General features: G+C 40.0%; 20 protein-coding genes and 1 tRNA gene. 13 read left to right on the forward strand and 8 right to left on the reverse strand.

Annotated features, from left to right (window positions below; translation table 11 throughout):
* Positions 1-8: 8 nt before the first annotated feature.
* Together CH364_RS06670 and pdhA are read right to left on the reverse strand one after the other, a co-directional pair.
* On the reverse strand, positions 9-983 hold the full coding sequence (locus CH364_RS06670; RefSeq protein WP_100742782.1) for a pyruvate dehydrogenase complex E1 component subunit beta: 975 nt from the start codon (positions 981-983) through the stop codon (positions 9-11).
* Positions 984-1,970 carry a pyruvate dehydrogenase (acetyl-transferring) E1 component subunit alpha gene (pdhA, locus tag CH364_RS06675; RefSeq protein WP_100742783.1) on the reverse strand — a complete coding sequence of 329 codons (987 nt, stop codon included), beginning with the start codon at positions 1,968-1,970 and terminating at the stop codon, positions 984-986.
* 105 nt (positions 1,971-2,075) lie between these two features.
* Between pdhA and CH364_RS06680 the strand changes: the two genes are divergently transcribed.
* Entirely contained in the window at positions 2,076-3,359 is a 1,284-nt protein-coding gene (locus CH364_RS06680; protein WP_100742784.1) for a hypothetical protein, read from the forward strand.
* 113 nt (positions 3,360-3,472) lie between these two features.
* Here the strand turns inward: CH364_RS06680 and CH364_RS06685 are convergent, their stop codons facing one another.
* Entirely contained in the window at positions 3,473-3,721 is a 249-nt protein-coding gene (locus CH364_RS06685) for a hypothetical protein (protein WP_015681059.1), read from the reverse strand.
* An 89-nt stretch (positions 3,722-3,810) separates the two neighbouring features.
* Positions 3,811-4,845, reverse strand: coding sequence for a class 1 fructose-bisphosphatase (gene fbp / locus CH364_RS06690; protein WP_100742785.1), 1,035 nt, complete (start codon positions 4,843-4,845; stop codon positions 3,811-3,813).
* A 105-nt stretch (positions 4,846-4,950) separates the two neighbouring features.
* Here fbp and CH364_RS06695 point away from each other — a divergent pair, with 105 nt between their 5' ends.
* From CH364_RS06695 to CH364_RS06720, 6 genes are all read left to right on the forward strand, one after another.
* Positions 4,951-5,775, forward strand: a complete 825-nt coding sequence (locus tag CH364_RS06695) for a hypothetical protein (protein WP_100742786.1) — start codon at positions 4,951-4,953, stop codon at positions 5,773-5,775.
* Between the two features lie 87 nt (positions 5,776-5,862).
* Positions 5,863-6,081 carry a 30S ribosomal protein S21 gene (rpsU, locus tag CH364_RS06700; protein ID WP_002973784.1) on the forward strand — a complete coding sequence of 73 codons (219 nt, stop codon included), beginning with the start codon at positions 5,863-5,865 and terminating at the stop codon, positions 6,079-6,081.
* A gap of 19 nt (positions 6,082-6,100) precedes the next feature.
* The gene (locus CH364_RS06705) at positions 6,101-6,556 is read left to right on the forward strand and encodes a GatB/YqeY domain-containing protein (RefSeq protein WP_100742787.1); all 456 of its coding nucleotides are present in this window, start codon (positions 6,101-6,103) and stop codon (positions 6,554-6,556) included.
* Between the two features lie 12 nt (positions 6,557-6,568).
* The gene (dnaG, locus tag CH364_RS06710; protein WP_100742788.1) at positions 6,569-8,380 is read left to right on the forward strand and encodes a DNA primase; all 1,812 of its coding nucleotides are present in this window, start codon (positions 6,569-6,571) and stop codon (positions 8,378-8,380) included.
* A gap of 16 nt (positions 8,381-8,396) precedes the next feature.
* On the forward strand, positions 8,397-10,169 hold the full coding sequence (gene rpoD / locus CH364_RS06715; protein WP_100742789.1) for an RNA polymerase sigma factor RpoD: 1,773 nt from the start codon (positions 8,397-8,399) through the stop codon (positions 10,167-10,169).
* 56 nt (positions 10,170-10,225) lie between these two features.
* Entirely contained in the window at positions 10,226-11,332 is a 1,107-nt protein-coding gene (locus CH364_RS06720) for an NADase-type glycan-binding domain-containing protein (protein ID WP_243401272.1), read from the forward strand.
* A 47-nt stretch (positions 11,333-11,379) separates the two neighbouring features.
* Here the strand turns inward: CH364_RS06720 and CH364_RS06725 are convergent, their stop codons facing one another.
* Positions 11,380-12,987: a glycerol-3-phosphate dehydrogenase/oxidase gene (locus CH364_RS06725; RefSeq protein WP_100742790.1), complete on the reverse strand. Its 1,608-nt coding sequence runs from the start codon at positions 12,985-12,987 to the stop codon at positions 11,380-11,382.
* Positions 12,988-13,084: 97 nt separating this feature from the next.
* On the opposite strand from CH364_RS06725, the gene tyrS reads away from it, so the two are divergent.
* Both tyrS and CH364_RS06735 read left to right on the forward strand, forming a co-directional pair.
* On the forward strand, positions 13,085-14,311 hold the full coding sequence (gene tyrS, locus CH364_RS06730) for a tyrosine--tRNA ligase (RefSeq protein WP_100742791.1): 1,227 nt from the start codon (positions 13,085-13,087) through the stop codon (positions 14,309-14,311).
* A gap of 71 nt (positions 14,312-14,382) precedes the next feature.
* A complete protein-coding gene (locus tag CH364_RS06735; RefSeq protein ID WP_100742792.1) occupies positions 14,383-15,573 on the forward strand; it encodes a polysaccharide deacetylase family protein in 1,191 nt (396 codons plus the stop codon).
* Positions 15,574-15,722: 149 nt separating this feature from the next.
* Here CH364_RS06735 and CH364_RS06740 read toward each other — a convergent pair whose 3' ends face one another.
* From CH364_RS06740 to CH364_RS06750, 3 genes are all read right to left on the reverse strand, one after another.
* Positions 15,723-18,986, reverse strand: coding sequence for an efflux RND transporter permease subunit (locus CH364_RS06740; protein WP_100742793.1), 3,264 nt, complete (start codon positions 18,984-18,986; stop codon positions 15,723-15,725).
* 26 nt (positions 18,987-19,012) lie between these two features.
* Positions 19,013-19,552 (reverse strand): peptide deformylase, encoded by a 540-nt coding sequence (gene def / locus CH364_RS06745; RefSeq protein WP_100742794.1) that lies wholly within the window; start codon positions 19,550-19,552, stop codon positions 19,013-19,015.
* A gap of 114 nt (positions 19,553-19,666) precedes the next feature.
* Positions 19,667-19,739: transfer RNA gene (locus tag CH364_RS06750), tRNA-Ala, on the reverse strand.
* Positions 19,740-19,814: 75 nt separating this feature from the next.
* Here CH364_RS06750 and CH364_RS06755 point away from each other — a divergent pair.
* From CH364_RS06755 to CH364_RS06770, 4 genes are read left to right on the forward strand one after another with little or no spacing between them, the layout of a single operon-like run.
* Positions 19,815-20,126, forward strand: coding sequence for a hypothetical protein (locus CH364_RS06755; protein ID WP_100742795.1), 312 nt, complete (start codon positions 19,815-19,817; stop codon positions 20,124-20,126).
* Positions 20,127-20,130: 4 nt separating this feature from the next.
* Positions 20,131-22,878 (forward strand): SpoIIE family protein phosphatase, encoded by a 2,748-nt coding sequence (locus CH364_RS06760; protein ID WP_100742796.1) that lies wholly within the window; start codon positions 20,131-20,133, stop codon positions 22,876-22,878.
* Positions 22,875-23,216: an STAS domain-containing protein gene (locus CH364_RS06765; RefSeq protein WP_100742797.1), complete on the forward strand. Its 342-nt coding sequence runs from the start codon at positions 22,875-22,877 to the stop codon at positions 23,214-23,216. Before CH364_RS06760 ends, CH364_RS06765 begins: the two co-directional genes overlap by 4 nt.
* A gap of 47 nt (positions 23,217-23,263) precedes the next feature.
* Positions 23,264-24,910 carry an acyl-CoA carboxylase subunit beta gene (locus CH364_RS06770; RefSeq protein WP_100742798.1) on the forward strand — a complete coding sequence of 549 codons (1,647 nt, stop codon included), beginning with the start codon at positions 23,264-23,266 and terminating at the stop codon, positions 24,908-24,910.
* Positions 24,911-24,913: the final 3 nt, after the last annotated feature.

The raw sequence follows: 24,913 nt of genomic DNA on the forward strand, positions 1-24,913 counted from the left end.
CAGTTCTCCTACTGTAACATCTCGCGGATGGTATCGGCAACTCTTGTTGCATTGGGCAAACTCATTCGTTCTAAGTTGGCAGCGTAAGACATAGGAACATCCATTTGAGTCACTCGTTCCACAGGATGGTCTAAATAAGCGAAGGCATTTTTTTGGATGAGGTAAGCAATTTGAGCTCCAAATCCAGCCACAGGCCATCCTTCTTCGACAACAATAGCTCGGTTTGTTTTTTTAACGGATTCATAAATTAGATTTTCATCTAACGGGCGTAAACTGCGGAGATCCACAATTTCCACAGAGATCCCTTCTTTTTCGAGAATACTTGCGGCTTCTTCGGCAAACCCAAGGGCCCTTGACCAAGTCACTAGGGTAATGTCTGTTCCTTTCCGTTTGATTTCACCAAGTCCTAATGGAATGGTGTATTCCTGTTCAGGGACTTCCCCTTTGGATCCGTATAATACTTCTGATTCGATAAAAATGGTAGGGTTATTGTCTCTGATGGAGGATTTGAGTAGGCCATAGGCATCTTTTGGAGTGGCCGGACAAACCACTTTTAGTCCCGGGCAATGGGCATACCAAGATTCGAAGGCTTGCGAGTGTTGGGCACCAAGCCTCCCCCCAACGCCACCAGCACCACGAAAGACAATCGGCATGGGGAACTGGCCTCCACTCATAAAATTCATTTTTGCAGCGGAGTTAATGATTTGGTCAATGGCAACAAGGGAAAAGTTCCAAGTCATAAATTCAATGATGGGACGTAGACCCACCATCGCCGAACCCACTCCAATCCCTGCAAATCCATTTTCAGAAATGGGAGTGTCGATCACTCGTTCCTCTCCAAATTTATCGAGCATCCCTTGGGAAACTTTATAAGCCCCTTGGTAATGGCCCACTTCTTCTCCCATAAGGTAAATGAGTGGATCTTTTTCCATTTCTTCTACCATGGCACGATTTAATGCTTCTCTGTAAGTTAGGATGGCCATTTATTTATCCTCCGCATACACGAACTTGTGTAGTTGAGAAAGAGGGGGCTCTGGGGAGGTTTCTGCATATTGGTAAGCTTCATCAATTTGAGATTGGATATCCAAATCCATTTTGTCTAATTCTTCTGTTTTAATTCCACCTAACTCTAGTTCGTGTCTTGCTCGCATGAGAGGGTCTTTCTTTTTGTAAGCTTCTAATTCTTCTTTGGTTCTGTACTTTGCAGGATCGGACATGGAATGCCCTCGAAACCGGTAAGTGGAAACTTCAATGAGAGTGGGGCCTTCGCCGCGACGTGCTCGTTCCACCGCAACTTGGACATGTTCTTTTACTTTTCTGACTTCATCCCCTTCGATATGATCGCGAGCCATATCATATGCATAGGCTCTCACAGACACATCTTTGACTGCAAGAGCACGGTATTCTGGAGTTCCCATCGCATAATGGTTGTTCTCGCAAATAAATACAACTGGGAGTTTCCAAATGGCAGCCAGGTTCAATCCTTCATGAAAGGATCCAATATTGGCAGCACCTTCTCCAAAAAAACATATAGTAACAGAATCTTCTTTTTTATATTTGGATGCGAATGCAATTCCGGCAGCAAGTGAGATATGTCCACCTACAATGCCGTGGCCACCCATAAAATGTGCGTTACGATCAAAAAAGTGCATCGAACCGCCGTTACCTTTTGAGATTCCCGTACCTTTGCCAAATAACTCTGCCATCAGAGGTTTGGGGTTTAATCCTCTAGCCAATGCATGTCCATGATCTCGATAAGTAGAAACAATATAGTCTCTAGGTGTAAGGGCTGCGATGGAACCAACTCCGACCGCTTCTTGGCCGATATACAAATGTAAAAACCCACCAATTTTTCCTACGCTATAGGCTTTGGCTGCGGCTTCCTCAAACTTTCGTATAAGTACCATTTGTCTGTAGAACTCTTTCAACTCGCTCACTGATTGTGAGTCTTTTGGGATAGAAGAAACCAACGAGAACCTCCAAAACGTCTAAAAAACTACACTATTTAGACGCAGAAGGAAAGCAAAAATCTTGCTCTCAGAAGGATCGTAGAAGACAGTTTCCTTAGGACATTTATGAAAATTACGAATGCTGGAATTGAATTCTTGGAATTCAATGAATTTAAAAATTTTGCAGTTGATTATGATTTGTTAGGGTCTGTTTCCCTGAGTGAACCTGTTGTCGATAAAAACGGCAATATACTAATCAAAGAAAAAGTGGCGATCAAGGAAAACGTTTTAAAAAAACTAGAAGGTATGGAAGGAAACTACATTCCTTCATTTAAGTTAGCAATGTCCAAGGATTTGATGCGGATGCTTCGAATGGTCCTTTCGAAAGCAATCTTAAGCAGAATCGAAGATAGAAGCAACGAATTTGTGTTTCATCTATATGAACAAAATGCAGAACGAATGGCAAGTCTCAAAGGTATCATTCAAAATTCATTTTATTCCAAATCTTTGGCTTTATCTTTTTTTCGTGTCCTTCTCAATCACAAAGAATTTTTTAATCATCTCGCTGACTTCGGACTTTTGAGTTTAGGATCAGTCATTCAAAAACAATATGGATTTAAGATGGTCAATCGGTTCAGTTTTCTTGCAGGTCTTTGTGCAGACGTCGCAGTATCTAAAGAAGGTTTGTATAAACAAAGTTTTTTTGGTTCTTCCTTAACTTCTGCGGTTGGACTTTCTCTTGAAATCGCAAGGAAACTAAACCTTCCTGAAGAAGTGATTAGTGCCATAAACAGCCATGGTTCGAATGGGTTTGAAATTCCTGGCGTGTCTCCTGCCAATGTAAACGTCGATGACCTTCGCAAACACCAATTAAACCAGGACCTTCTCATGGGAAGTGGAATGGAAGATGATGCCAGTGATGATGAGGAAGAAGAAGGTGAGTATGCAGATGATACTGCCGAAGTGACACTGGATGCTTTGAAAATTGCTCGTTACATTATGGAAAATCTAAAGGTAACCTCAGATAAAGAGCATGTTTCCGAGAAACTACTGGTGATGTTCACTTATAATGCGGAGAAAGGACTTTTTCGAAAGGAACTTGCTGATCCTATGATTGACAGGTTCAAAGAATTTGACCAAGCCATCAAACGAATTCGTACCATTGCCGAAATTGAGAATAAATGTAAGTTCCAGTCATCAGCTTGGGCCTATCCAAAACCAAAAGCGGCACAGATTTTGTGTCGGGATAAAAATTACCAATGCCCTTGGATCGTCAATGGTTGGGATCTCCGAATCATTTCCCCCCAAGATCCATTTGGTCATATAGGTACCTCTCTTGATGTGGGAACCTATCCTAAGTGTGCCTTAGAAGAAGAACTTCATGAAAAGATTAAGTATACAGACAGTTAATAGTAAAACTTTCGTATGTAATTGTTAGTTGGTTTTGAACGAGAGAGGGGAAGGTATAAAATTAAAAAACCAACCGAAACTTCGGTTGGTTTTCTTTTTACAGAAAAAGATGATTAGAAACCTGCTGGTTTTTTAATGTCTTTTGTTGCGTCTTTGATCGCACCAGTTGCTGCTTTTTTAGCCTCTGCTTCTGCAGTTTTTACAGCTGCATCAACTTTTTTCTCTACTTCTGTAGTTACTTTTTTTGCTGCATCTTCAACAGATTCGATTTTTTCTTCAACAACTGGTTCTTCTTTTTTGCAGAATGCAAGTCCAGAAGCCATAGTGACACCAAGAATTAAAACGAGTAGTTTTTTATTCATTGAAAGTTTTCTCCTAAAATCTTTTAATTCTGCCAAAACTAATAGATAGAGATTTCCTTTGAAAGAAATTTCTGTATTTGTTTCGAAAATTATGACTTTGGAACAAATGTAAGGAATTCTTCTACTTCCTTTTTGCTACCAATAATGAGCGTTGTTCGTTCATGAAGGTCTTTCGGTGTGAGGTCTAAAATCCTTTCTCCTTTCACTGTCACGGCCATTCCCCCAGCTTGCTCTGCGATGTAAGCCATGGGAGCCGCTTCGTATAACAACCTTAGTTTTCCATTAGGGTACTTGGAAGATTTTGTATCGTTAGGATAGAGAAAAATTCCGCCTTTGAGAAGGTTCCTATGGAAATCAGCAACAAGGGAACCGATATAACGAGCAGTTTTTGGTTTTTTTCCTCCTTCGATCGATTTGATTTTTTGGAGGTACGCTTGTACTTCTGGCGACCAATAAGAAGCATTTCCTTCGTTGGCGGAATAAATATCCCCAGAGGTAGGCATTTGCATATTGGGATGTGAGAGTAAAAATTCCCCCACACTTGGATCTAAGGTAAACCCTGAAACTCCCTTTCCTGTAGAAAGAACAAGCATGGTGGAAGATCCATAAATGATATAACCTGCACAGCGTTGCAGATGGCCTTGTTGTAATAAATCTCTTTCGTTTCCCGGCTCTTTGGAATTGGGTTCTAACCTTTGGTGGATGGAAAAAATAGTACCTATGGAAACATTTGTATCGATATTCGAAGATCCGTCTAGAGGATCGATTGCCATCGTGTATTTTCCAATATTATACCCACCAGGAATGGGGATGATGTGTTCGTGTTCCTCACTGGCGAGCACACAAAGGTGGCCACAAATTTTAAGGGATTGGTTGAATGCATTGTCAGCATATTGGTCCAGTTTCATCTGGGTTTCCCCTTGGACATTGGTATCCTCGGTAGCACCAAGAATGTCGTCCAGAAGGCCTGCCTTTCTTACTTCGCGACCAACAATTTTGGCTGCATAGACAAGATGACTGAGTAAGGCTGTAAATTCTCCGGAAGCATGAGGGATTTTGAGTTGCTCTTCTAGAATGAATTGCGATAGAGAGATGAGTTTTTTTTGTTTCGGTGTTGCGTTCACAGGTTCCCCGAGTTGTTTTTACTCCATTTTGGGGGCGTAACGCCAGGGGCAATCCTTTCTCCTTTTGATTGGCAATGTCCTTACCGATACTAAAACTAGATTCCGATGATAGATCCAACGCACGTAAGTCCATCCCCCTCCATGCAGATGACAGATTACCATTCTCGAAGGCTTGGAATCAGTTTTGCCAGTGTCGGCGCCCATTTGGGATGGGTGTATCTTGCCGGTGAAATCGTTTATGAGTTTGGCAGAACGGAAAAAGAAGAGTGGCTACGTAACCTTGTTTCCTCGCAATTTGCGAGCCTGGTTCGGGATCTGGAATTTATGGACCCCAAATCCCTTGGGACTTTTTCCGAAGAGGGAAGGGATTTAAAGGTCAACATCATACGTCTTCCTGAAGGAGAAGTTCCTGTTTTTGCCCTTGTTGTTCAGGAAATCGAACCAGAACTTTCTAAACGAAATTGGGAGGACCTTTCCAACCAAGTTTTGACCTTTTGTGCAACGGGGATTTCTCTTCGAGAAAAGAACCTTCTCGACTTCCAATCCATTATAGATCCCATTCGAAAAAAAATGGATCGTTCGCTTTCCAAAGACGTAGTTTCCGGCGTGATCGCTTTTTTCCACCTCCAAGATCTCTCTCCTTTTTTTAAACCTTTGGGTGTTGTCAAAAGCCAAGAAATTTTGCGCGAAGTGACGGCTACCCTCCATAAAGAAACAAGAGAAAATGAATTCAATTTCCAATTGAATCCAAGGTCCTATTTTCTATTTTGTCCGGGTGAGACACTGGATGGAGCGAACCAAAGATTTGGATCGCTTTACTTTCCTTCCAAACATTTGATTTTGGACTATAAGTTAAAGATTTTCCCGATAGATCGGGAGATTTTGGCCGATGAGACTCGGTTTTCTTCTATTTTCATCGAAAATTTCTGATTTGTTTTTCGGCTGAATTGACAAATCAGGGCGGTTTCCGATACCGTCAAAACTAGACCATTTTTACAAAAGGACAGTTGTTTGTCTATGACCCCACAAGTAGGGATTTATTTAAAAGAAGGGGAATCAATCGAGGCTGCGCTTCGTAGGTTCAAAAGAGATTGTGCGAATGCAGGTATCATGAGCGAAATTAAACGCCGTGAGTACTTCGAAAAGCCGAGTGTTGTCAAAAAAAAGGCAGTCGAAGCAGCGAAACGCAAACGAGACAAAAAGAAAAGATTATTTGCTAAAAAAGATAAACTGTAATCTTTAAGCCGGTGATCCAATGACCCTGCAAGAGACGATTAGTACCGATCTAAAAACGGCATTAAAGGCCAAGGATGAAACAGTCCTCGGCACTTTGCGTCTCATCAAAGCAGAAATTCAATATGAATTAACCAAAACCGGTGCTTCCGAACTGACTGACACTGCTGTGATGCAGATCCTCAAATCCAATTTCAAACGTAGAAAGGACACGGCTGTCGAATATGACAAGGCCAATCGTCCGGATTTATCCAGTAAAGAAATTCAGGAAGCAGAAGTCATCTCACGTTATATTCCAAAAGAAGTCTCCGAAGAGGAGATCGCAAAGGCAGTGAACGAAGCCATTGTGGAATTGAATGCAAACGGTGCCCAGGACATGGGAAAGGTGATGGGTAAAGTCATGGCAAAATTTAAAGGACAAAATATAGACGGCTCCAAGGTATCCTCCCTCGCAAAACAAGCACTTAGCGCCCGTTAATACTGTTATACTGTGAATCCTTACCAAAGTTTTAAAGAAAGAGTTCGCAGAGAAGTCTCCATTGATTCTTATATCAACAGATTTGTTCCCTTACGCCGTATGGGGAGAAACCTCGTTGGGATTTGCCCATTCCATAATGAAAAAACACCATCCTTCAATGTAAATGCAGAAGGCGGATTTTACCATTGTTTTGGATGTAAAGCTTCTGGTGATTTGTTTCGGTTTGTAATGGACTACCAAAAGGTAGACTTTCTCAAATCTTTGGAAATCCTTTCTGACTATTCTGGAATTCCTCTTGTGGAAAGAACCAAAGAAGAAGAAGAGTCGGAACGAAAAAAAGAAGCTCTTTACCAAGTTTCTCAAAAAGCTTTAGAATACTTTCAAAGGAATTTAAATACAAGTGCTGGTGAAGTGGCTCTAAAATATTTGGAATCACGCGGGTTGTATTCTGAAGATTTAAAAGTTTTTAAAATAGGATTTGGACTGCCTGGATTTGGAAATTTACGGCAAGATTTGTTTAAAACAGAGGCGGAAGTCAAACTTGGTGAGCAGTTAGGTCTTCTCAAACGACAAGACCAGAACAAAGATCCTTATGATTTTTTTCGAAATCGGATCATGTTTCCTGTGATTGACACAAGGGGCAGAGTGATTGCTTATTCGGGACGGATTTTGGGTGAATCAGAAGAAGCAAAATACATCAATAGCCCGAACTCACTCATTTACGACAAAAGTCGCACATTTTATAATTTAAATCTGAGCCAAGACAGCATCAGAAAAACAAGAGAAGCAGTCATCGTCGAAGGTGTGTTTGATGCCATTGGCCTATTCCGGAAAGGAATCGAGTTTGTCGTCGCACCTCTCGGAACCGGATTTACAGAAGGCCATGTTCGTATCTTAAAGAATATGGCGGACAAAGTGTACTTGATGATGGATTCTGATAAAGCAGGAACTAAAGGTGCCTTTCGTGCTGTGAATCTTCTTTCGAAAGAAGGAGTTTCAGTAAAAGTCTGTCATATCCCGGAAGGAAAAGATCCTTTTGATTATTCCCTCCATCATAACAAACAAGAAATTCGGGATTTGTTAGAAGGGGCAGCACCAGCCTCCCAATTTATGATCCGTGAGATCCTTGCCGGCGCCGGCCCCACCTCTCTTGCAGAGGAAAAACAAGCAGGTGTCAAAAAACTTTTTGAATTCTTGAAACCCATGGAAAAAGAAACAGACAAACAAGTCTATTTAGAAGAGGGGGCACGCCAACTCGGACTCTCTTTTTCTTCGCTTTTTCAGGATTTTCGTGGCAAGCCGGGTGTAACTTCGACCCCCTCCGTGGTCGATACTAAAAAAGAACGGACAGTGGCCAAACCGGGGAAACTATCTCCCATTTTGGTTTGTGAACGTAAGATGATCGCAATGCTCATTCAGAATTTGGAGCTTTTTAGTTTCGCTGATGATTTGTTGTCACTGGAGTTTCGAGATGAAGTTTCCGCTTTTCTTTGGGACTATTTATATACGAAGTATTTGCAGAATGAGAACTTAACAGCTGCAGAAATTCTTTCGAGGGAAGAAATTCCTTCGGAATACCTGGGAATGATTGCCGAACATTTTACGGCCGATGAATCGACGTCACCGGGATTATTTAAAGGGATGTTTCTTTACCATGCGGATTTGTTGGATGACGCAAGGATGGAAGAACTTGTCAAAGAGATGGCCAAACCTGACTTAACGATTGAAGAAAAGAACAATCTTTTGTCAGAACTTTCACTTTTAAAAAGTGAAAAAAATAAGAGATCCGTGTATCTCCGAACGATCCAAACGTTAGAAGTATAAAGAGGATAAAGGTAGAATGGAAAATCTAGCAAGCCTACCAGAAGTACAAAAGATCATCTCGATCGGAAAAGCAAATCGAGAGGTATCTTATGATGAAATCAATGAAATACTTCCGGATAAAATTTTAAATTCCGAAAAAATTGATGATGTCTTTACTTTGTTACACGAAATGGGGATCGAAATTGTAGAAGAGTATTCCAAAAAATCTTTGGAAGAATCTAGTTCGCTCACTACTACAAAAGAAGAATCCACAAAAGAAACGAAAGAGAAACCTGCACGTAAAAAAAGAGAGTCCAGTGTTTCTTCTAGTTCCGAAGATCCAATTCGTCTTTATTTAAAAGAAATTGGTAAAGTATCCCTGATCTCTGGAGAAACAGAAGTGTTTCTTGCCAAACGGATTGAGAAGGGTGAAAAAATTATCGAAGAAACTATCTTAAGTTCTTCGATTCTCCGCCAAAACTTTGCAAAACTTATTCCAAAAATTAAGTCCAAAAAAATCAAAGTTTATGACTTAGTAAAAGTGGACAAAATGTACGCTCTCAACCAAGAGCAAGCGGACAAATTAGAGAAAGTATTTTTTGAAAACATGGAACTCATCCAACAGGATGAAAAAGTTTTAAACGAATCCACAAACCGAATTCGTAAATACTCTGAAAATTCTAAAAAGTTTAAAGAACTCAAAGAAAAAATCGATTTATCTACTGGCAAAATTGACGAAGCCATTCGTAAAATTGGAGTTTCTCAAAAAGAAATCCAAAAGATCTCTCAAAAGATCAAATCAATGGTATTTCGTGTAAAGGAAATTGAAAAACATTTCCTTAAAATTAAAGCCAAATACGGACATGATGTTCGTGAAATCAAAGCCCTCAACCGTTTCATCGAAAAAAATGAAAACTTAGATGAAATCGAAAAGATGATGGGTTGTGATATCGATGAAGTTAGAGAAGTCATCAAAGACATTCGCAATAATGAAAGAAAACTTCGCCGTATGGAGCAGGAAGCGGGTTCTCCCGTTGGGGAAATCAAAGACTGGGGTGAAAAAATCATCAAGGGTGAAAGGGAAATTGCACAAGCCAAAAGAGAACTTGTTCGAGCAAACCTTCGTTTGGTGGTATCCATTGCAAAACGTTATGCCAACCGTGGAATGCATTTCTTTGATTTGATCCAAGAAGGAAACATCGGTCTGATTCGTGCTGTTGATAAGTTCGAATACAAAAAAGGTTATAAATTTTCTACTTATGCCACTTGGTGGATCAGGCAAGCCATCACTCGTGCTATCTCTGACCAAGCTCGTACAATTCGTGTTCCAGTTCACATGATTGAACAGGTGAACAAAGTGATTCGGGAAACACGGCTTTTTGTCCAAGAGTTTGGTCGTGATCCATCCAATGATGAAATTGCAGAAAGACTCGGCTGGCCAGTGCAAAAAGTGAAAGCGGTGAAAAACGTAGCAAGAGAACCAATTTCACTTGAGATCCCAGTAGGATCGGAAGAAGATTCGGAACTTGGAGATTTTATAGAAGATAAAGAAGTGATCTCACCTCTTAACTCTGCAGCCTCCTCAATTCTTTCAGAACAAATTCGTCAGGTTTTACAAACTCTTCCTGCTCGGGAACAGAAAGTCATTCGGATGCGATTTGGTTTGGATGATGGTTATGCTCAGACATTAGAAGAGGTTGGTTATCAGTTTAAGGTCACTCGGGAAAGGATTCGTCAGATCGAAGCGAAAGCACTTCGTAGACTTCGCCACCCAAGTCGGTCTAAAAAACTCAAAGACTATATCGATTAGTTAAAATCGTTTTTCGCTTGATTGAAGTTTTGGTCGGATCCATGGTTTGAAAGTCCATGGGTCTGAACCAATCATTGCCATACTTTCCTAATTTATTTTCCAAAAATACAAATTACATTTTTCGAATTCTTTCCGGAATTCTATTTCTTTCTTTAGGATTTAGTTGTAAAGGTTCTGAAAAACTATTTGATTACCACCGCACCCAAAGTCTCGGGCAAATCAACCCAGAGGAACCATGGAAATTTAGTCCTGAGTTTGCCCTGGATGATAAAGTTTCCACAGCATTTTGTGCTAATTCCAAAGAGTTGGGTTCTGGTTTTACCCTTTATCTAAATTCTTATTCCCAGTTCTCCGCCTTACGTGTATTTAATGGTTACCATAAATCAGCCAATGATCTTAAAACTAATGATTCAATAAAGAAACTCCGTCTTAGTTCTTATGTAATGGAAATTGATGATTTAAAATCAAAAATGAAAATTGATTCTACAGTGGATTTAATACTAAACAAAGCAAAGTTCGGAAAATCTGGGTTTCAAGTTTTGGATTTGGATTCTAAGTTCCAAGGGAATGTGATTCGTTTGGAAATTTTGGAAACATACGGCTTAGGTTCCACAGGGCGAGTTTGTATTTCGGAACTTCAGTTTGGAGAAATTCAAAAAGAAAGTTTTGTATCCTATCCTTGGGTTTCCTTTGATAAAATTAAAAGATCTATCGAACAATTTGGAAAGGCAGAAAAACATTTTTCTGGATTCAAACAACTAGTATTGGCAAATGAAAAGGGAACCATTTTCTTTTATGACCAAGGCACCATCCTTCCAGTTTTTTTTAAGTCCGACCAAACCTTTAGTTTTTCAGAAATGTATGGGGAAGGTGACCCTTTGGGATTCTTACCATCGATTGTGGGAACTTATACCATCCTACAATCATCAGAAGAAGGACTAGAGTTAAATTTAAGTTATTACGATGGAGGCGGAATTGAAAGAAATATTTCATGGATATTCAAACGAGCGGAAGTCGGTGATGAAGATTATGAGAATTTTAAAACCAAATTGGGAACTAAGTTTTCTGAAGTGTTTAATCCCAAAACGCACTACCTACTCGTTCTAAAAGAAAAAGAATCAGGAAGAACATTTTATCATTATGAACTTCCCAAACCAAAATAACTTGGATGAATTTTTCCATCCAAGCAAATGGTTTCGTCATCAGTTTGTTAAGCGATAGTTTTCTTTAAATCTTTAATGTGAGCTAGTAGTTCATTTAGAGAAGATTTTTTTTCCGTTTCCTTCCAACCAAGTTCTTTTGCAAGTGTATTTGCCACAGGAACCGCTAATGACTCCGCTAGTTTTAAGTCCAAAAACACAACTCTCCACCTTCTGGAGAGAACATCAGTAACAGAAAGTGCAAATTCCTTTTTCACAAAATGTTTGATTTCTTCGACAAAGTATCCAGTTCCTTTTTTAATTTCCTTAGGATTTTTACCTAAAATCATAGGAACTTCCCCGCCAAACGCATCGACCAAACGAACTGCTGTATCATAAGAAAGATCATACATGGTTTGGATTTTGGCGACTAAATGTTTGGAATACCCATCAGCACCTGGAAAGGCAAAACTTGCAGTGACACATTTCATTTTAGGTGGAAGGTTTCCTACAGAGATAAGTTTGTCTGTTAGGTCTTCTGCCATTTTTCGAAAGGTTGACCATTTCCCACCTGACATTGTAACAAGACCTGAATCGGAAACAAGAATGGCTTCTTCACGAGAAATCGATTTTGTATCTTTTTTATCTCCAGTGGAGATAAGAGGGCGGAGACCGGAAAATACAGATTCAATGTCTGCTTTGGTAAGTTTGGTATCTAAATAGTCGTTTCCGGTTTTTAATAAAAATTCTACTTCCGATTGCAAAGGTAAAGGTTCTTCATCAATTTTTTGAATCGGCGTGTCTGTTGTTCCTAGTAGAACTTTTCCTTCCCATGGAATCACAAAAACCACACGTCCGTCTGCCGTTTTCGGAATGATCATGGCCGTGCGGCAAGGTAACTTCGCTTTGTCGAAAACGAGATGGATTCCTTGGCTGGGAGCAAGGACATTTTCTACTTTCGGGTCGTCTAGTTTGCGTATGGAATCAATCCAAACACCTGTGGTATTTGCAACAACCTTTGCTTTGATATTTAATTTCTTTTTAGTGATCAGGTCTTTTGCTACAACACCAACGATTTTTCCATTTCCATCTTTAAGAAAGGATACAACTTCAATCCTAGAAAGGATATCAGCACCGTTTTCTTTAGCTGCTCGAATGGTTGTGACATTGAGCCTTGCATCGTTGAACTGGGCATCGAAGTAAGAAATTCCGCCTTTGAGTTTTTCTTTTTTTAACGAAACAAAATAATCTAAAGCAGTAGCTTTCGAGATCCTTTCATGCCCTGGGACAATGGATCTACCAGCAAGTAGATCATACATCGTGAGACCAATGGAATAAAACGGTTTTTCCCACCAAACATATGTTGGTAAAACAAATTGAAGTGGTTTTACGAGATGAGGGGCGTTGAGAAGAAGCCGTTTTCTTTCTGACAAAGCTTCGTAGATGAGTTTAAAATGAAATTGGGCGAGATAACGAACACCCCCATGGATGAGTTTTGTGGAACGAGAACTGGTACCTGCAGAGAAATCTTGTTTTTCTAAAAGGGCTACTTTGTAGCCACGTAAGGTAGCATCCAGTGCGGTACCAGATCCCGTGGCTCCTCCACCGAGTACTAAGACATCGTAGTCAGTTGATTCTAATTGTTTGAGCGTTTGTTTTCTTTCATCTAAGTGATTCATAAGTTTTTTTACGTACTTTGGTGGTTGCCTATAGAGATTCTACGGTTAGTATTGTCAAAAGTCACCATTTCGACCATCGAAAATTTTTGAATTTGTTATGAAAACTGAAAGAGAATTGAACCAAGAATTAGATACCATACGCCGCGGAACTGTTGAGATCATCAGCGAGGCCGAACTTTTAGAAAAGATCAAATCCAAACCTTCCCTTACGATCAAAGCGGGCTTTGATCCGACTGCACCCGATTTGCATTTGGGCCATTTTGTATTACTAAGAAAACTAAAACACTTTCAAGATCTCGGCCATGAGGTTTGTTTTATGTTGGGTGATTTTACAGCTATGATTGGTGACCCAACAGGAAAATCGGAAACAAGAAAACGTCTCTCCAAAGAAGAGGTCTTAGAAAATTCCAAAACCTACCAAAACCAAGTTTTTAAGATTCTGGATCCAAAGAAAACGAAGATTCTTTATAACTCCCATTGGTGTTCGGAAATGAAGTTCGAAGATGTTTTAGTTTTAACATCCAAATACACTGTCTCTCGTATGTTGGAAAGAGATGATTTTACCAAACGCCATAAGGCAGGAACTCCTATCTCCATGATTGAGTTTTTATATCCTTTGGTGCAAGGGTATGATTCGGTCGCGATGAAAGCTGATGTGGAACTCGGAGGAACCGATCAAAAATTTAATATGTTAGTTGGTCGCGACTTACAAAGAGAATACGGACAAAAACCACAATCTGTCATCACTTTGCCATTACTGGTTGGACTTGATGGTGTGAAAAAAATGTCGAAGTCCCTTGGAAACTACGTTGGCGTGACCGAGAAACCAATCGATATGTATGGAAAAATCATGTCGATTTCGGATGATCTGATGTGGAATTACTTTGAGTTACTTACCGACCTGCCCAATTCCGAAATGGAAAAACGGAAGGAAGGAATTCGTTCCAAATCCCTTCATCCGAAAGAAGTCAAAACAGAGCTTGCTCTCCTTGTGATGGACCAACTCCATCCAGAAGAAGAAAATAGAAAGGCTGTAGAAGAGTGGACTGCTATCCACAACACCAAAAACAGAGCACTCCCGGATGAAATTCCTACTGAAACTCTGGAACCTTCGTATTTCGCGGAAAAACCTCCACTCTTAGTTTATGTGCTTTCTCAATTGAAATTCATTCCTAGTGTTTCGGAGGGTCGACGGCTCATCCAAGCGGGAGGTTTGTATTTGGATGAGGAAAAAATTACCGACCCAACTTTGTCCTTGGAACCTGGAAAGGAATACCTCATCCGACAAGGGAAGAAAGGAAAATTTTTAAAGATAAAGACGTAAGGAACCAAGGCCTGTTTTAGAACGACAGGTCAAAATCCGATATTAGGAAATAAGGAAAACCAAATACCCTCATGTCCCTCGATCCGACAAACGAAGAAAAGGAAATTCAAGATATTGTTCATGAACTTTCCCAGGACATCGAGAAAGACAGGTTGTTTGCGAAAAAACTAAGAAAGTTTGCTCTGATCTCTGCCCTTTCCTTTGTGGGAATCACAGTTCTTGTTCTCTGTGGGTATTTACTTTATCTAAGCCTTAGTGTTACCAAACTTGAAACTGAAGTAAAAGAGAAAGAAAAAAATCTAAGAGAGTTAGAACAGTCTCTTTTTTCTCTGATGTACCAAGAACAACTAAGAGAAGAATATGCTTTAGCTGGGGATACCGAACCCGATAAAGAGCTAGTCAAACAAGTTGAAGAAAACATTCAGTTTCTAAAAGAAGTCAGTCAAAATACCAAAGGCCGTAATATACTTCGAGGAAATGAATCCCAAAAAGAAATTGCCCTTACCTTTGATTTAGCTACAGGCGAAGAGTTACCCGTTTTATACAATTATATCAAAGAACATAAAATCAAAGTGACTCTATTTCTTTCCAATGAAAGACCATCTGATATCAATGGTTCGTTTTTTATCCGACAAAATTTAGATTACATTAAAAAAATGGCCAAAACTGGTTCAGTGGAATTTGGAAACCACACTTGGTCCCACTTTAATTACCAAAGGTCAGTCACTGAAACATCTTTGAAAAAAAGATTGGTGTTGGAATACCTTTCCAAATCGGTTTTGGATTTACCTCGAATGGCAGAAGAGTTAAAACGAGTGGAAGATACTTTTCATACTCTCACCAAACAAGAAATAAAGAAATATTACCGCCTACCTTATGGGGCACTTAGCCAATTAATTTTAGATGCACATGCGAGTCTTGGTTATACAGATCATATTATGTGGTCTAATAATTCAAAAGGTTCACTAGACTTACCAGATTATATCAGTAAACAATTTTTGTATAAAAAAACATCCAAGGGAAAGAAAGAAGTGGTTAGGAATCCCCATTATAAAACCGGTGAGGAAACATTAACTTTTTTGGACCAATGGGAGAAGGCCGACCCGAACGGAATGAACGGAGCTATTATCTTAATGCATTTGGGTGGCCCACGGAAATTTGATAAATTGATTTATATCCTTCCTACCTTCATTGAACGTATGAAAGAAAAAGGATATAAATTTGTGACTCTTTCCGAAGTTTTGAATGATAAGAAGGATTGAATTTTAAATTCAAACGTTTGTCTCTTTCTAAAAAAGACATTTAGTTCCTTATTCTTTCGTATCCAGAATAGGTTTTTTCAGACTAGACCTCCTGGTTTACTGCGCTTTGGTTTAAACATGTTGCAGTAAACCATTGAAAAAACTTTATCTTATGCGAATCCTTTTTTTCTGGATTGTCTTGATTGGAATTTTGCTACAGCCCAATCCTTAAACATATAAAGGTTAAGGTAAAATACCGGCACCATAATGAGCGTAATAAAAGTAGCAAAAGCAAGTCCCCATCCAAATGCTAATGCCATCGGAACTAGGAATGGATCTTTACCGCCAATTCCATAAGCAGTGGGAAGAAGTCCAAGAACTGTTGTGACTGTCGTTAGCATAACGGCTCTTAATCGAATACTTCCAGCTTCCACTAATAAATCAAAAGTTGATTTAGATGGATCTTCGATTCGTAACTGGTTGGCACAGTCCACAAGGACAATGGAGTCGTTTACGACCACCCCCGCAAGTCCAATGATTCCAAGAAACGCTAGAAACGAAAATGGTTGTCCGTGGATTAAAAAAGCAAAAATCACACCAATGACGGCAAAAGGAATGGCACTCATGACAATGAGAGGCTGGGCCAGTGAACGGAATAGAGAAGCAAGGATCATATAAATGATAAGAAGACCCACAAGGAACGCTCTACCAAGGGAAGCCATTGATTCTTCTGTATCTTTGTTTTCACCTGAAAAACGCACAGAATACCCAGGATATTTTGCGATGATTCCTTCTGTGAGTTTTTTGGCTTCTATATTGACTTGCCTAGAGGTAGAAACAGTTTCATCAATATTGGAAGTTACAGTTAACAATCGTTTACCGTCTAAGTGGTTGATAGAGGCTCGCCCAGGATTTCTGTCATAACTGGTCAGCCTGGAAACCGGAATCAAGTTTCCTGTTAGGTTGTTGACATACACTTTGTTTAAGTGAGTGAGAGAAGATCTGTATTCTTCTGGAAACCGAACCCGAACATCGACTTCTTCATCTGCCCTTTTGATTTTTGTCGGTACAGTCCCTTGTAAGGCAGTATTGATGGCAAGAGAGACTGATTGTACACTGACACCTGCGAAAGAGGCAAGAGATTCATCTACCGAAACTCTAATTTCATCTTTTCCTTCGTTAAAATCGTCTCCGATGTCAGTGACTCCATTGATTTTGGCAAGAGCTGCTTTGTATTCTGCACCAATTTTAAGTAAGGTGGCAAAATCATCTCCTTTGATTTCAATCGCTACTGGTTTTCCTACGGGAGGACCACCTGCCAATTTTTCAAACTCTAGATTCACGAGTTTTCCTTTTAAAGAAAGATATTCTTTTGGAATTTCAGAAGTAGGGATGGGTTCTTCTTCTTTTTTGCCAATATTTTCTTTGGCTAATTTCTCTTCTAAAAGTTGTAGGGCCTTTTCATTTAACATGAATTTGGTGTTTTGGCGTACGACTTCGATGATTTTTTCTGTGGATCTATCCCTATTGTCATCGGGAGTTAGATACACCATTACTTGTGCATAATTTTTCCCTCGTTTCGTAAAAGGATCGTTAGGATCTTTTTGGATGATTCCCACTCGTGAAATGTAGTTTTCCACTTCTCCTTCGGGAAGTTTTCCTACTGCATCTTCAATGGCTCGAATGAAACGGTCTGTTTCTTCCAGTTTTAATCCTGTTTCAGCAGTGACGCGGACTTGGAAGGTTTCAATAGCTCCAGGGAAAAGTTTGAATTTTCCAAATTTCACTTGGATGGCAAGTGAAAACACAAATAGGCCCATCAGAAGCCCCACCATCTTCCAACGATTTTTAAGTGCAAAACTAAGGAGTGGCAAATAAGTTCTTTCTTTAAACTTAACAAACCAATGGGACTCTTCTTTGACCTCACCCTTCATATCACTAGCTTTACTCACATCATACAAGTGAGAAGGTAACATAAAAAATGCTTCAAATAGTGAACTGCATAAAGATAAAATTACTACCAATGGGATGGAATGGATGAACTTTCCAAAAATCCCAGTCATAAATAACATGGGTCCAAAGGCAGCAATGGTCGTGGTAACCGTAGCTGTTACAGGAGCAAGAACTTCACTGGTTCCACGCATCGCTGCTTCAAATGGTTCTTCTCCCATTTCCAAATGGCGGTAGACGTTTTCACAAATGATGATGGCATCATCCACTAAAATCCCCACAACAATGATAAGACCCATCATAGAGATTAAATTTAAAGTTAATCCCATATAATTCATTGCTACAAAGGTCATCGCAATGGAGATCGGAATACCAAGAGCAGTCATCAGTGCCATTCTCCATCCGAGGAAGACAAATAGTGATGCAGTCACAAGGAATAATCCAGATACAGCGTTGGAAGTTAATACGCCAAGTCTTCTGCGAATGTATTTGGATAGGTCGTTGACAAATGCATGTTTGATTGTTCCGCCACTGGATTTAATAAACTCTTCTACAACTTTTTTCGAATCGTCTACGACAGCGATAGCATCTGCTTTTTCCCTTTTAATGACAGTGAGAGCAATGGCAATTTCACCATTGGATTTATCCAAATATTCTGAGTCTTCAAATCCTTCCGTCACTCGAGCAACATCGCGAATCCGTACAGAACGTCCGGCATCGTTGGAACGCACAAACACATTCTCAATTTCTTCTGGCGTATCAAATTCGCCTACAGTCCGAACAATGATCTCTCTTGTTCTTTCGTTGATATTCCCTCCTGGAAAATTGATGTTTCGCAATCGAAGGGCATTGAGTACATGAGTAGAGGATAGGGAAAGTGCCCTGAGTTTGTCAGGATCTAGGTCCACTTTCATTTCCCTTTCTCTCCATCCGCGTTTAGTGATTCTAGCAACGGAAGGCAGGTCTTTGAGTTTTTCTTCTAAAATTTTTGCTTGGTCTCTTAGTTCCTTTCCATTTAACAAAGGTTTACCGTCCTTTGAGACCGATGATAAATGGATTTCGATTACTGGTTGTCTTGCTGTTGTGATTTCTGTGACGATGGGATCATCCACATCTTCGGGTAAGTCCTGAATTCTGTCTATGGCTGACTTTAAATCATCTACAACTTTTTGAGTATTTTTCGTATTGGGATCAATGGTGATAATGATTCCAGATCTATTTTCCAATGAGGCAGATCGAAATTCTTTGATTCCATCTACTTCTTTGATTGCATCTTCTAGCGGTTTGGTGACTAACTTTTCTACGTCGGCAGGTGCGGCGCCCGGATAAACCGTTGTGACACTCACAATATCAAAGTTGATATTGGGAAATGCTTCACGGTTCATTGTAGCAGCAGTAAATCCACCGACAAGAATGATTAGAACGGTAAGAAGGTTTACAAATAAACTCTTTGAAAGAAAATACTGAACGATGGATGTGCCCATATAACTCCTTTAGGAGACAAAACTAATTAATCTAACAATTTACCTGCGGTATCAATGTCTTCGTTATAACCGAATAACTTTGTACTTTTGAGACGATCAACATAAAGAACGCCGAATAAATGGTCGCATTCATGTTGTAATACGATAGCACGGTAACCCGAAATGATTTCTTCATGTTCTTCGAAATTTTCATCTCGCCATTTCATTCGAATTTTATCTGGTCTTTCTACATACCCGCGCATTCCTGGAACAGACAAACAACCTTCCCAAAAACCCTCACCCGGAGGAGAGAGTGGTGTGATCTCTGGATTTAAAATGATTTGGTTCGGAACTTCTGGTGTTCCCGGATACCTTTCGTTGTCATCGTCTTGGCCAACAACTACCAATTTTTTCATCACACCAATTTGCGGGGCAGCAAGACCTACACCTTCGGCATGACGCATGGTTTCAAACATATCTCGAATCAGTTTTTTGAAATCCTTGGTTTGGATTTCTGATTCAGTAACGTCTTCGCTCGTTTGACGGAGTAAGGGATTGCCAATCTTGAGGATTTTTCTAACAGCCATAATCTAATATGGAATAGATTGAAAAAGGTCACTGATTGATCAAGTGATCTCCAATCTAAATGAAAAAGAATTTGACAGGGGAGGCTTTGAACTGTGAAATTCCGGGAGGGATTTTGGAGACGAGGGGAATCGAACCCCCGACCTTTTGAATGCCATTCAAACGCTCTCCCAACTGAGCTACGTCCCCTAGTGCTAAACCACGGTGGGTGACAGCGTTTGTCTGTCAACAGAATCCTAAAATGGCTAAGGAACCAGAGATGTTATGGGTCAAGATACGGTAGAAGAACTGAATAAAAAACTGAAAATCCAATCGGATATCATCAAAGGCTATGAAAAGGTTCTTAGGCTAAACGAACAAGAATTAGCAAATGCCGATGAAATCATCCGTATGTACGAACAAATCATAGATTATTCTCGGATGGAACTCAGGGAGGCTAAGGAAACAGTTCAAGCAAGTTCAATGGTATCAAACCTCAGTCGAGACGAACTGATGTCTGCCTTCGACAAAATTAAGTCTTTGGAAGACGCCAATCGAAAACTAAGAGAAGAATCATTAAAATTTAACAAAGATTAAACAATTGAAACCAAGCTCTCTTCCGCCGATCATCCGAAAAAACGAAGAAGGCGGGTTCTATCTTTCCTCTTCCTCTGAACTGGATGACTTGTACCTTTTTATTCTTGGTCAAGCGAAACGACTCGTCTCGGCGAAATCAGCAGCATTTTATTTTAAAAACCAAAGAGGTAACCTCAGTCGGTTTGGTTTGGTCAGTGACAAATCCTCAGCCGGTGCCATAGCCAAACATGTTTTTAAAACTCGAAAAAGTATTCTTATTAAAAAAGGATCTTACTTAAGAGAGTCGGATGGCCCAATTTCTGAGTCGTATATTGCCTGTTATGTTGGCGATGAAATGGGGGATATGGAACTTGGAGTATTGGTTCTGGAAGGAATCAAACATTTCCAGAATTTTTCTGAACAAGATTTAGATTTAATCAATTATTTTAGTGCGAATTTAAACGCTCTTTTAAAGGATACAGTCCTTTCAGAGGCTGAACCAGAATTTTTTAATTCACTCACCACTTCCATTCTTCTACTTATCGATAATGCAAATATTCACAACAATAACAATCGGCTTCAGTATTTTTTAGAAGAAATCATCCGTGTGGCTGTCCTAATCAATACCAGTGTTGATTTGGAACATGTGCTTGTGATGGTTATGGAGTCTGCAAAGTCTGTGTTTCGAACAGAAGCTAGTTCTTTGCTCTTGTTAGACGATAAAAAAGAATTTCTGATCTTTCATACAGTCACTGGGGAAAAGCGGGAAGAAGTGGCCAAAATTAAGGTGCCTGTGGGACAAGGAATTGCCGGAACAGTTGCTGTCACCAAACAACCTATGATCATTAATGACGCCCAGAACGACAACAGGGTGTTTCGGGATGTGGACAAAGCATCCAATTTTATTACTAGAAATATTTTAGCAAGTCCACTGATTGTTGGAGATGAGGTGATTGGTGTCATCGAAGCCATCAATACAATTGATCGAAATAATTTTAGCCAAGACGACATAGATACCTTTTTGTCTTTTTCAAGCGCTTGTGCAGTCGCCATCCAAAAAACGAGACTGCTTGACAATTTAAACGAAACCAACTTAGAACTCAAACAAAAGTTAAGTACATTAGAATCCATTTTTGATTTAGGGCAGGCTGTCCTCGAATCACATGATGAACTTGGCCTTATGTCCAAAACTTTGAGTATTCTCACCAAAGAGTTATCATGTGATGATGCTGGCATGGTCATTATAGAGGAAAAAAACAAAAACAGAATTCAGGTATATGCCAGACAACTTGGAATTGTTCGTGAGTCTTTTTTTCCAATGCATGAAAGTCGCCTTTTCCTGAGCCTCATGGAATCTGGAAATCCTAGGATGGCGGTGGTTTCTTCTCAACTAGAAGAATCTTTTTTGGAATTAGAGTTTTATGCCTTAAGGAAAAATTTTCTGATTTTGCCTATAGCCCCCCGAGGTGGTAATTTACGTGCAGCACTTTTTGTCAGTGGAAAACAATCTGCAAATTCCTTTAATGAAACTGACCTAAGAATGTTAAAAACACTTTCGTCTCCACTGGCTAAGGCTTATGAAAACCTTCGTTTAAATCAGGAAATCATTACAAAAAAGTCGATTGAAAAGGAAATCGAAATTACAAGAAAAATCCAAAATAACATTCTCCCCAATTCTTTATTGCAGTCACCTTTATTTGATTTGGGAGTCATGTCTGTTGCCGCCAAAGAGGTGTCAGGTGATTTTTATGATTTCCATTCCTTTGGTGAGGATCAGTTCTCCTTTCTTGTGGCTGATGTTTCTGGGAAAAGTTTACCTGCTGCAATTTTTATGGCCATGTCCAGTTCCATCATTCGTACGCTTTCCAGAACCACAGACCTTTCACCTTCCGAACTTTTATTTCGGGCAAACCAGTTGATTTATGAAGATTCGCAATCGGGTATGTTTGTTACCTTGTTCCTAGTCAATTACCAAAGGCGCACAAGGACTTTGAAATTTGCCTCGGCAGGACATAATGACCAAATTTGGATTCGTAGTGATGGAAGTTTTGAACTTCTGAAAGGAAAGGGTGCACCTCTAGGAGTAGTACCGCAAACCAACTACCAAGGTGGGGAGATCCAAATTGAACCAGGAGATATACTGGTTTTTTATACGGATGGAGCCATCGAAGAAAAAAATCCTGATGAAGAAGAATATGGTTTAGACCGATTTATCGAATTTATCATCCAAAGAAGGTCTGACTCTTCGCAAAATATCGTGGAAGCAGTTTACGATGACATCAGAAAGTTTTCTCGGTCTGAGGAACAGTACGACGACTTTACAGTGATGATCCTAAAATTTGCGGAAGTGACGAGTTTTGAAATTTCGAAGGTTTTTCCTGCCCATCCAGACGAAATTCCTAAACTCAGAGAGTTTATTTCTGAACATTTAGAAGGCAAAATCACAAAACCCTTTGCTTTCGATGATATTCTTATATCTTTGGATGAAGCAGCGACCAATATAGTCATGCATAGTTACAAGAATACGGAGCTAAACCACCCTAGTTTCGAATGTAAGTTGGAATTGATTGGCGACAATCTAAAAGTTATACTCATAGACGAGGGGAAACCCTTTGACAGAAAAAAAGTTCCTAAACCTTCCGTTGAGGCCAATTTAAAAGGAGAACGGAAGGGAGGATTTGGCGTTTATCTTATGGAGACTCTGATGGACAAAGTGTCCTACGACTTCAACGGGAAACAAAACATAACCTATTTGGAGAAAACTATTGTATGAACGAAGATAAAATTGGAATCCATTCGGAAGAAGTTGGTGACAAGGTGGTTGTACATGTCCAAGGCAATTTGGATGTTCACAACACACATAAAATTGAAAAGGATTTAATCGCACTTGTGAGTGCAGCTGGAAAATCCGTTATTTTCAATTTAAGCGATGTCCCTTTTATTTCTTCCGCAGGACTTCGGTTGCTCGTGACAACTCTTCGCCACTGCCAAGAACAAAAAATAAGCATTTCTATCTGCGGTTTGCAACCTGCAGTAGAGAAAGTATTTGATATCATTGGAATGCAGCAGCTATTCACAATTTATCCTGATTTGAGCTCTGCTCTGAAGTAAAAATCACTTTTCTAAGTGATCCTAAACAAAACATTGGAAAAAAACTTATGGAAACCAAGCAGTATTCCCTAAACAACCCGTTCAAAGAATCCAAGGCTCCGGAAACACAAACCGGAATTTATGACGATGCTCTCAAACTAGGAAAGGAACTCATTGAGAAACCAATCCTTGGAGGCGGAGAGGATCGGATTCGCGTCCAACATTCAAAAAACCGTATGACGGTTTGGGAAAGAATCAAAGTCCTTACTGACGAAGAACCTAATATCACTTACCAAAACTGGGGACCCAATTTAGATGGTGCCTCCATTGTGACTGGAATTTTAAATATCAAAGGTCGTGATGTAGCGGTCTACGGACACGACTTTACACTCCGTGCCGGTTCCATGGATGCAACGAACGGAAGTAAACTCGCCCGTCTTATCCAAATGGCCGGAACTCATGGGATACCTCTCATCGGGATGAATGATTCGGCAGGGGCTTATGTTCCAGCGGGAGTGGGTGGACTTGACGGATATTCGGAAGCCTTTACCGCACTTCGCAAAATCAGCGGTGTGGTTCCTTCCGTCATGTTAATGTTTGGTTTTAACGCAGGTGGGGGAGCTTACCTTCCACGCCAAGGGTCATTTATGATCCAATGTGATGGAACCTTCTTTGGTCTGACAGGACCTGGTGTGGTAAAGTCTGTTCTTGGAGAAGATATTTCTGCTGAAGACTTGGGTGGACCAAAAGTCCATGGACAATCGGGAGTGGTTGACCTTGTCACTGGTGATGAATTAGGCTCTCTACGAACTGCCATTCGTCTTTTATCTTATTTACCAGACAATAACCATAGTTTTGCGCCGTTTTATCCAACTTCAGATCCGGTAGACAGATTTATTTACGAAGAAGACATTCTTTTTAGAAAAACCTTCAATTCCCCAACTGGAATGAACACTCCGTTTGACATTACACTGTATTTACAACAAATCTGTGACCATGGTGAGTTCTTTGAATTACAACCTCAAAGAGCAAGAAACATCGTTACTGCTTTTGGTCGTATCGGTGGTCATGTGGTAGGTTTTCTTGCCAATAACTCTGCTGTATCCTCAGGTCAGATTGATATTGGAGCTTCACGCAAAGGAACTCGTTTTGTAAGATTCTGTAATCTATACAATATCCCTATGGTTTTTGTAGAAGATACAACTGGATTTTTACCAGGACGTGACCAAGAACACAATGGTATCGTTCTCGAAGGTAGAAAACTCCTCGATTCCATCATTGATCTTAGAACTCCGCGGCTCACGCTCATCATTCGTAACGCCTTCGGCGGTGCTTATGCAACATTTAACTCCTATTTTACTGGAGCATCGATGGTGTTTGCACTTCCTACGGCAAGGATTGCGGTTATGGGTCCTGCTGGAAAAGAGTATGTTTACAAAGACGAAATCACAAGTATCCAAAAAGAATTTTTGGCCAATGTGAAAAAAGGAATGAGCGATAAGGAAGCCGCTGCCACTCGTGATGCCAAACTTTTCGAAATCGGACAACGATACGAAAAAGAACTGATGAATCCGAAGGAAGCACTTTCCCTTGGTTCTGTTTCCTCCATCATTTTACCTGGATACACAAGAAATGTATTATCCAAAAACTTGAGTTTCCTCATGTCCAAATACAAACCGACAGAAATGTCAGGTCCTCAAAGGGAGTTTGAATAATTC

Source organism: Leptospira harrisiae (assembly GCF_002811945.1).
GTDB lineage: Bacteria > Spirochaetota > Leptospiria > Leptospirales > Leptospiraceae > Leptospira_A > Leptospira_A harrisiae.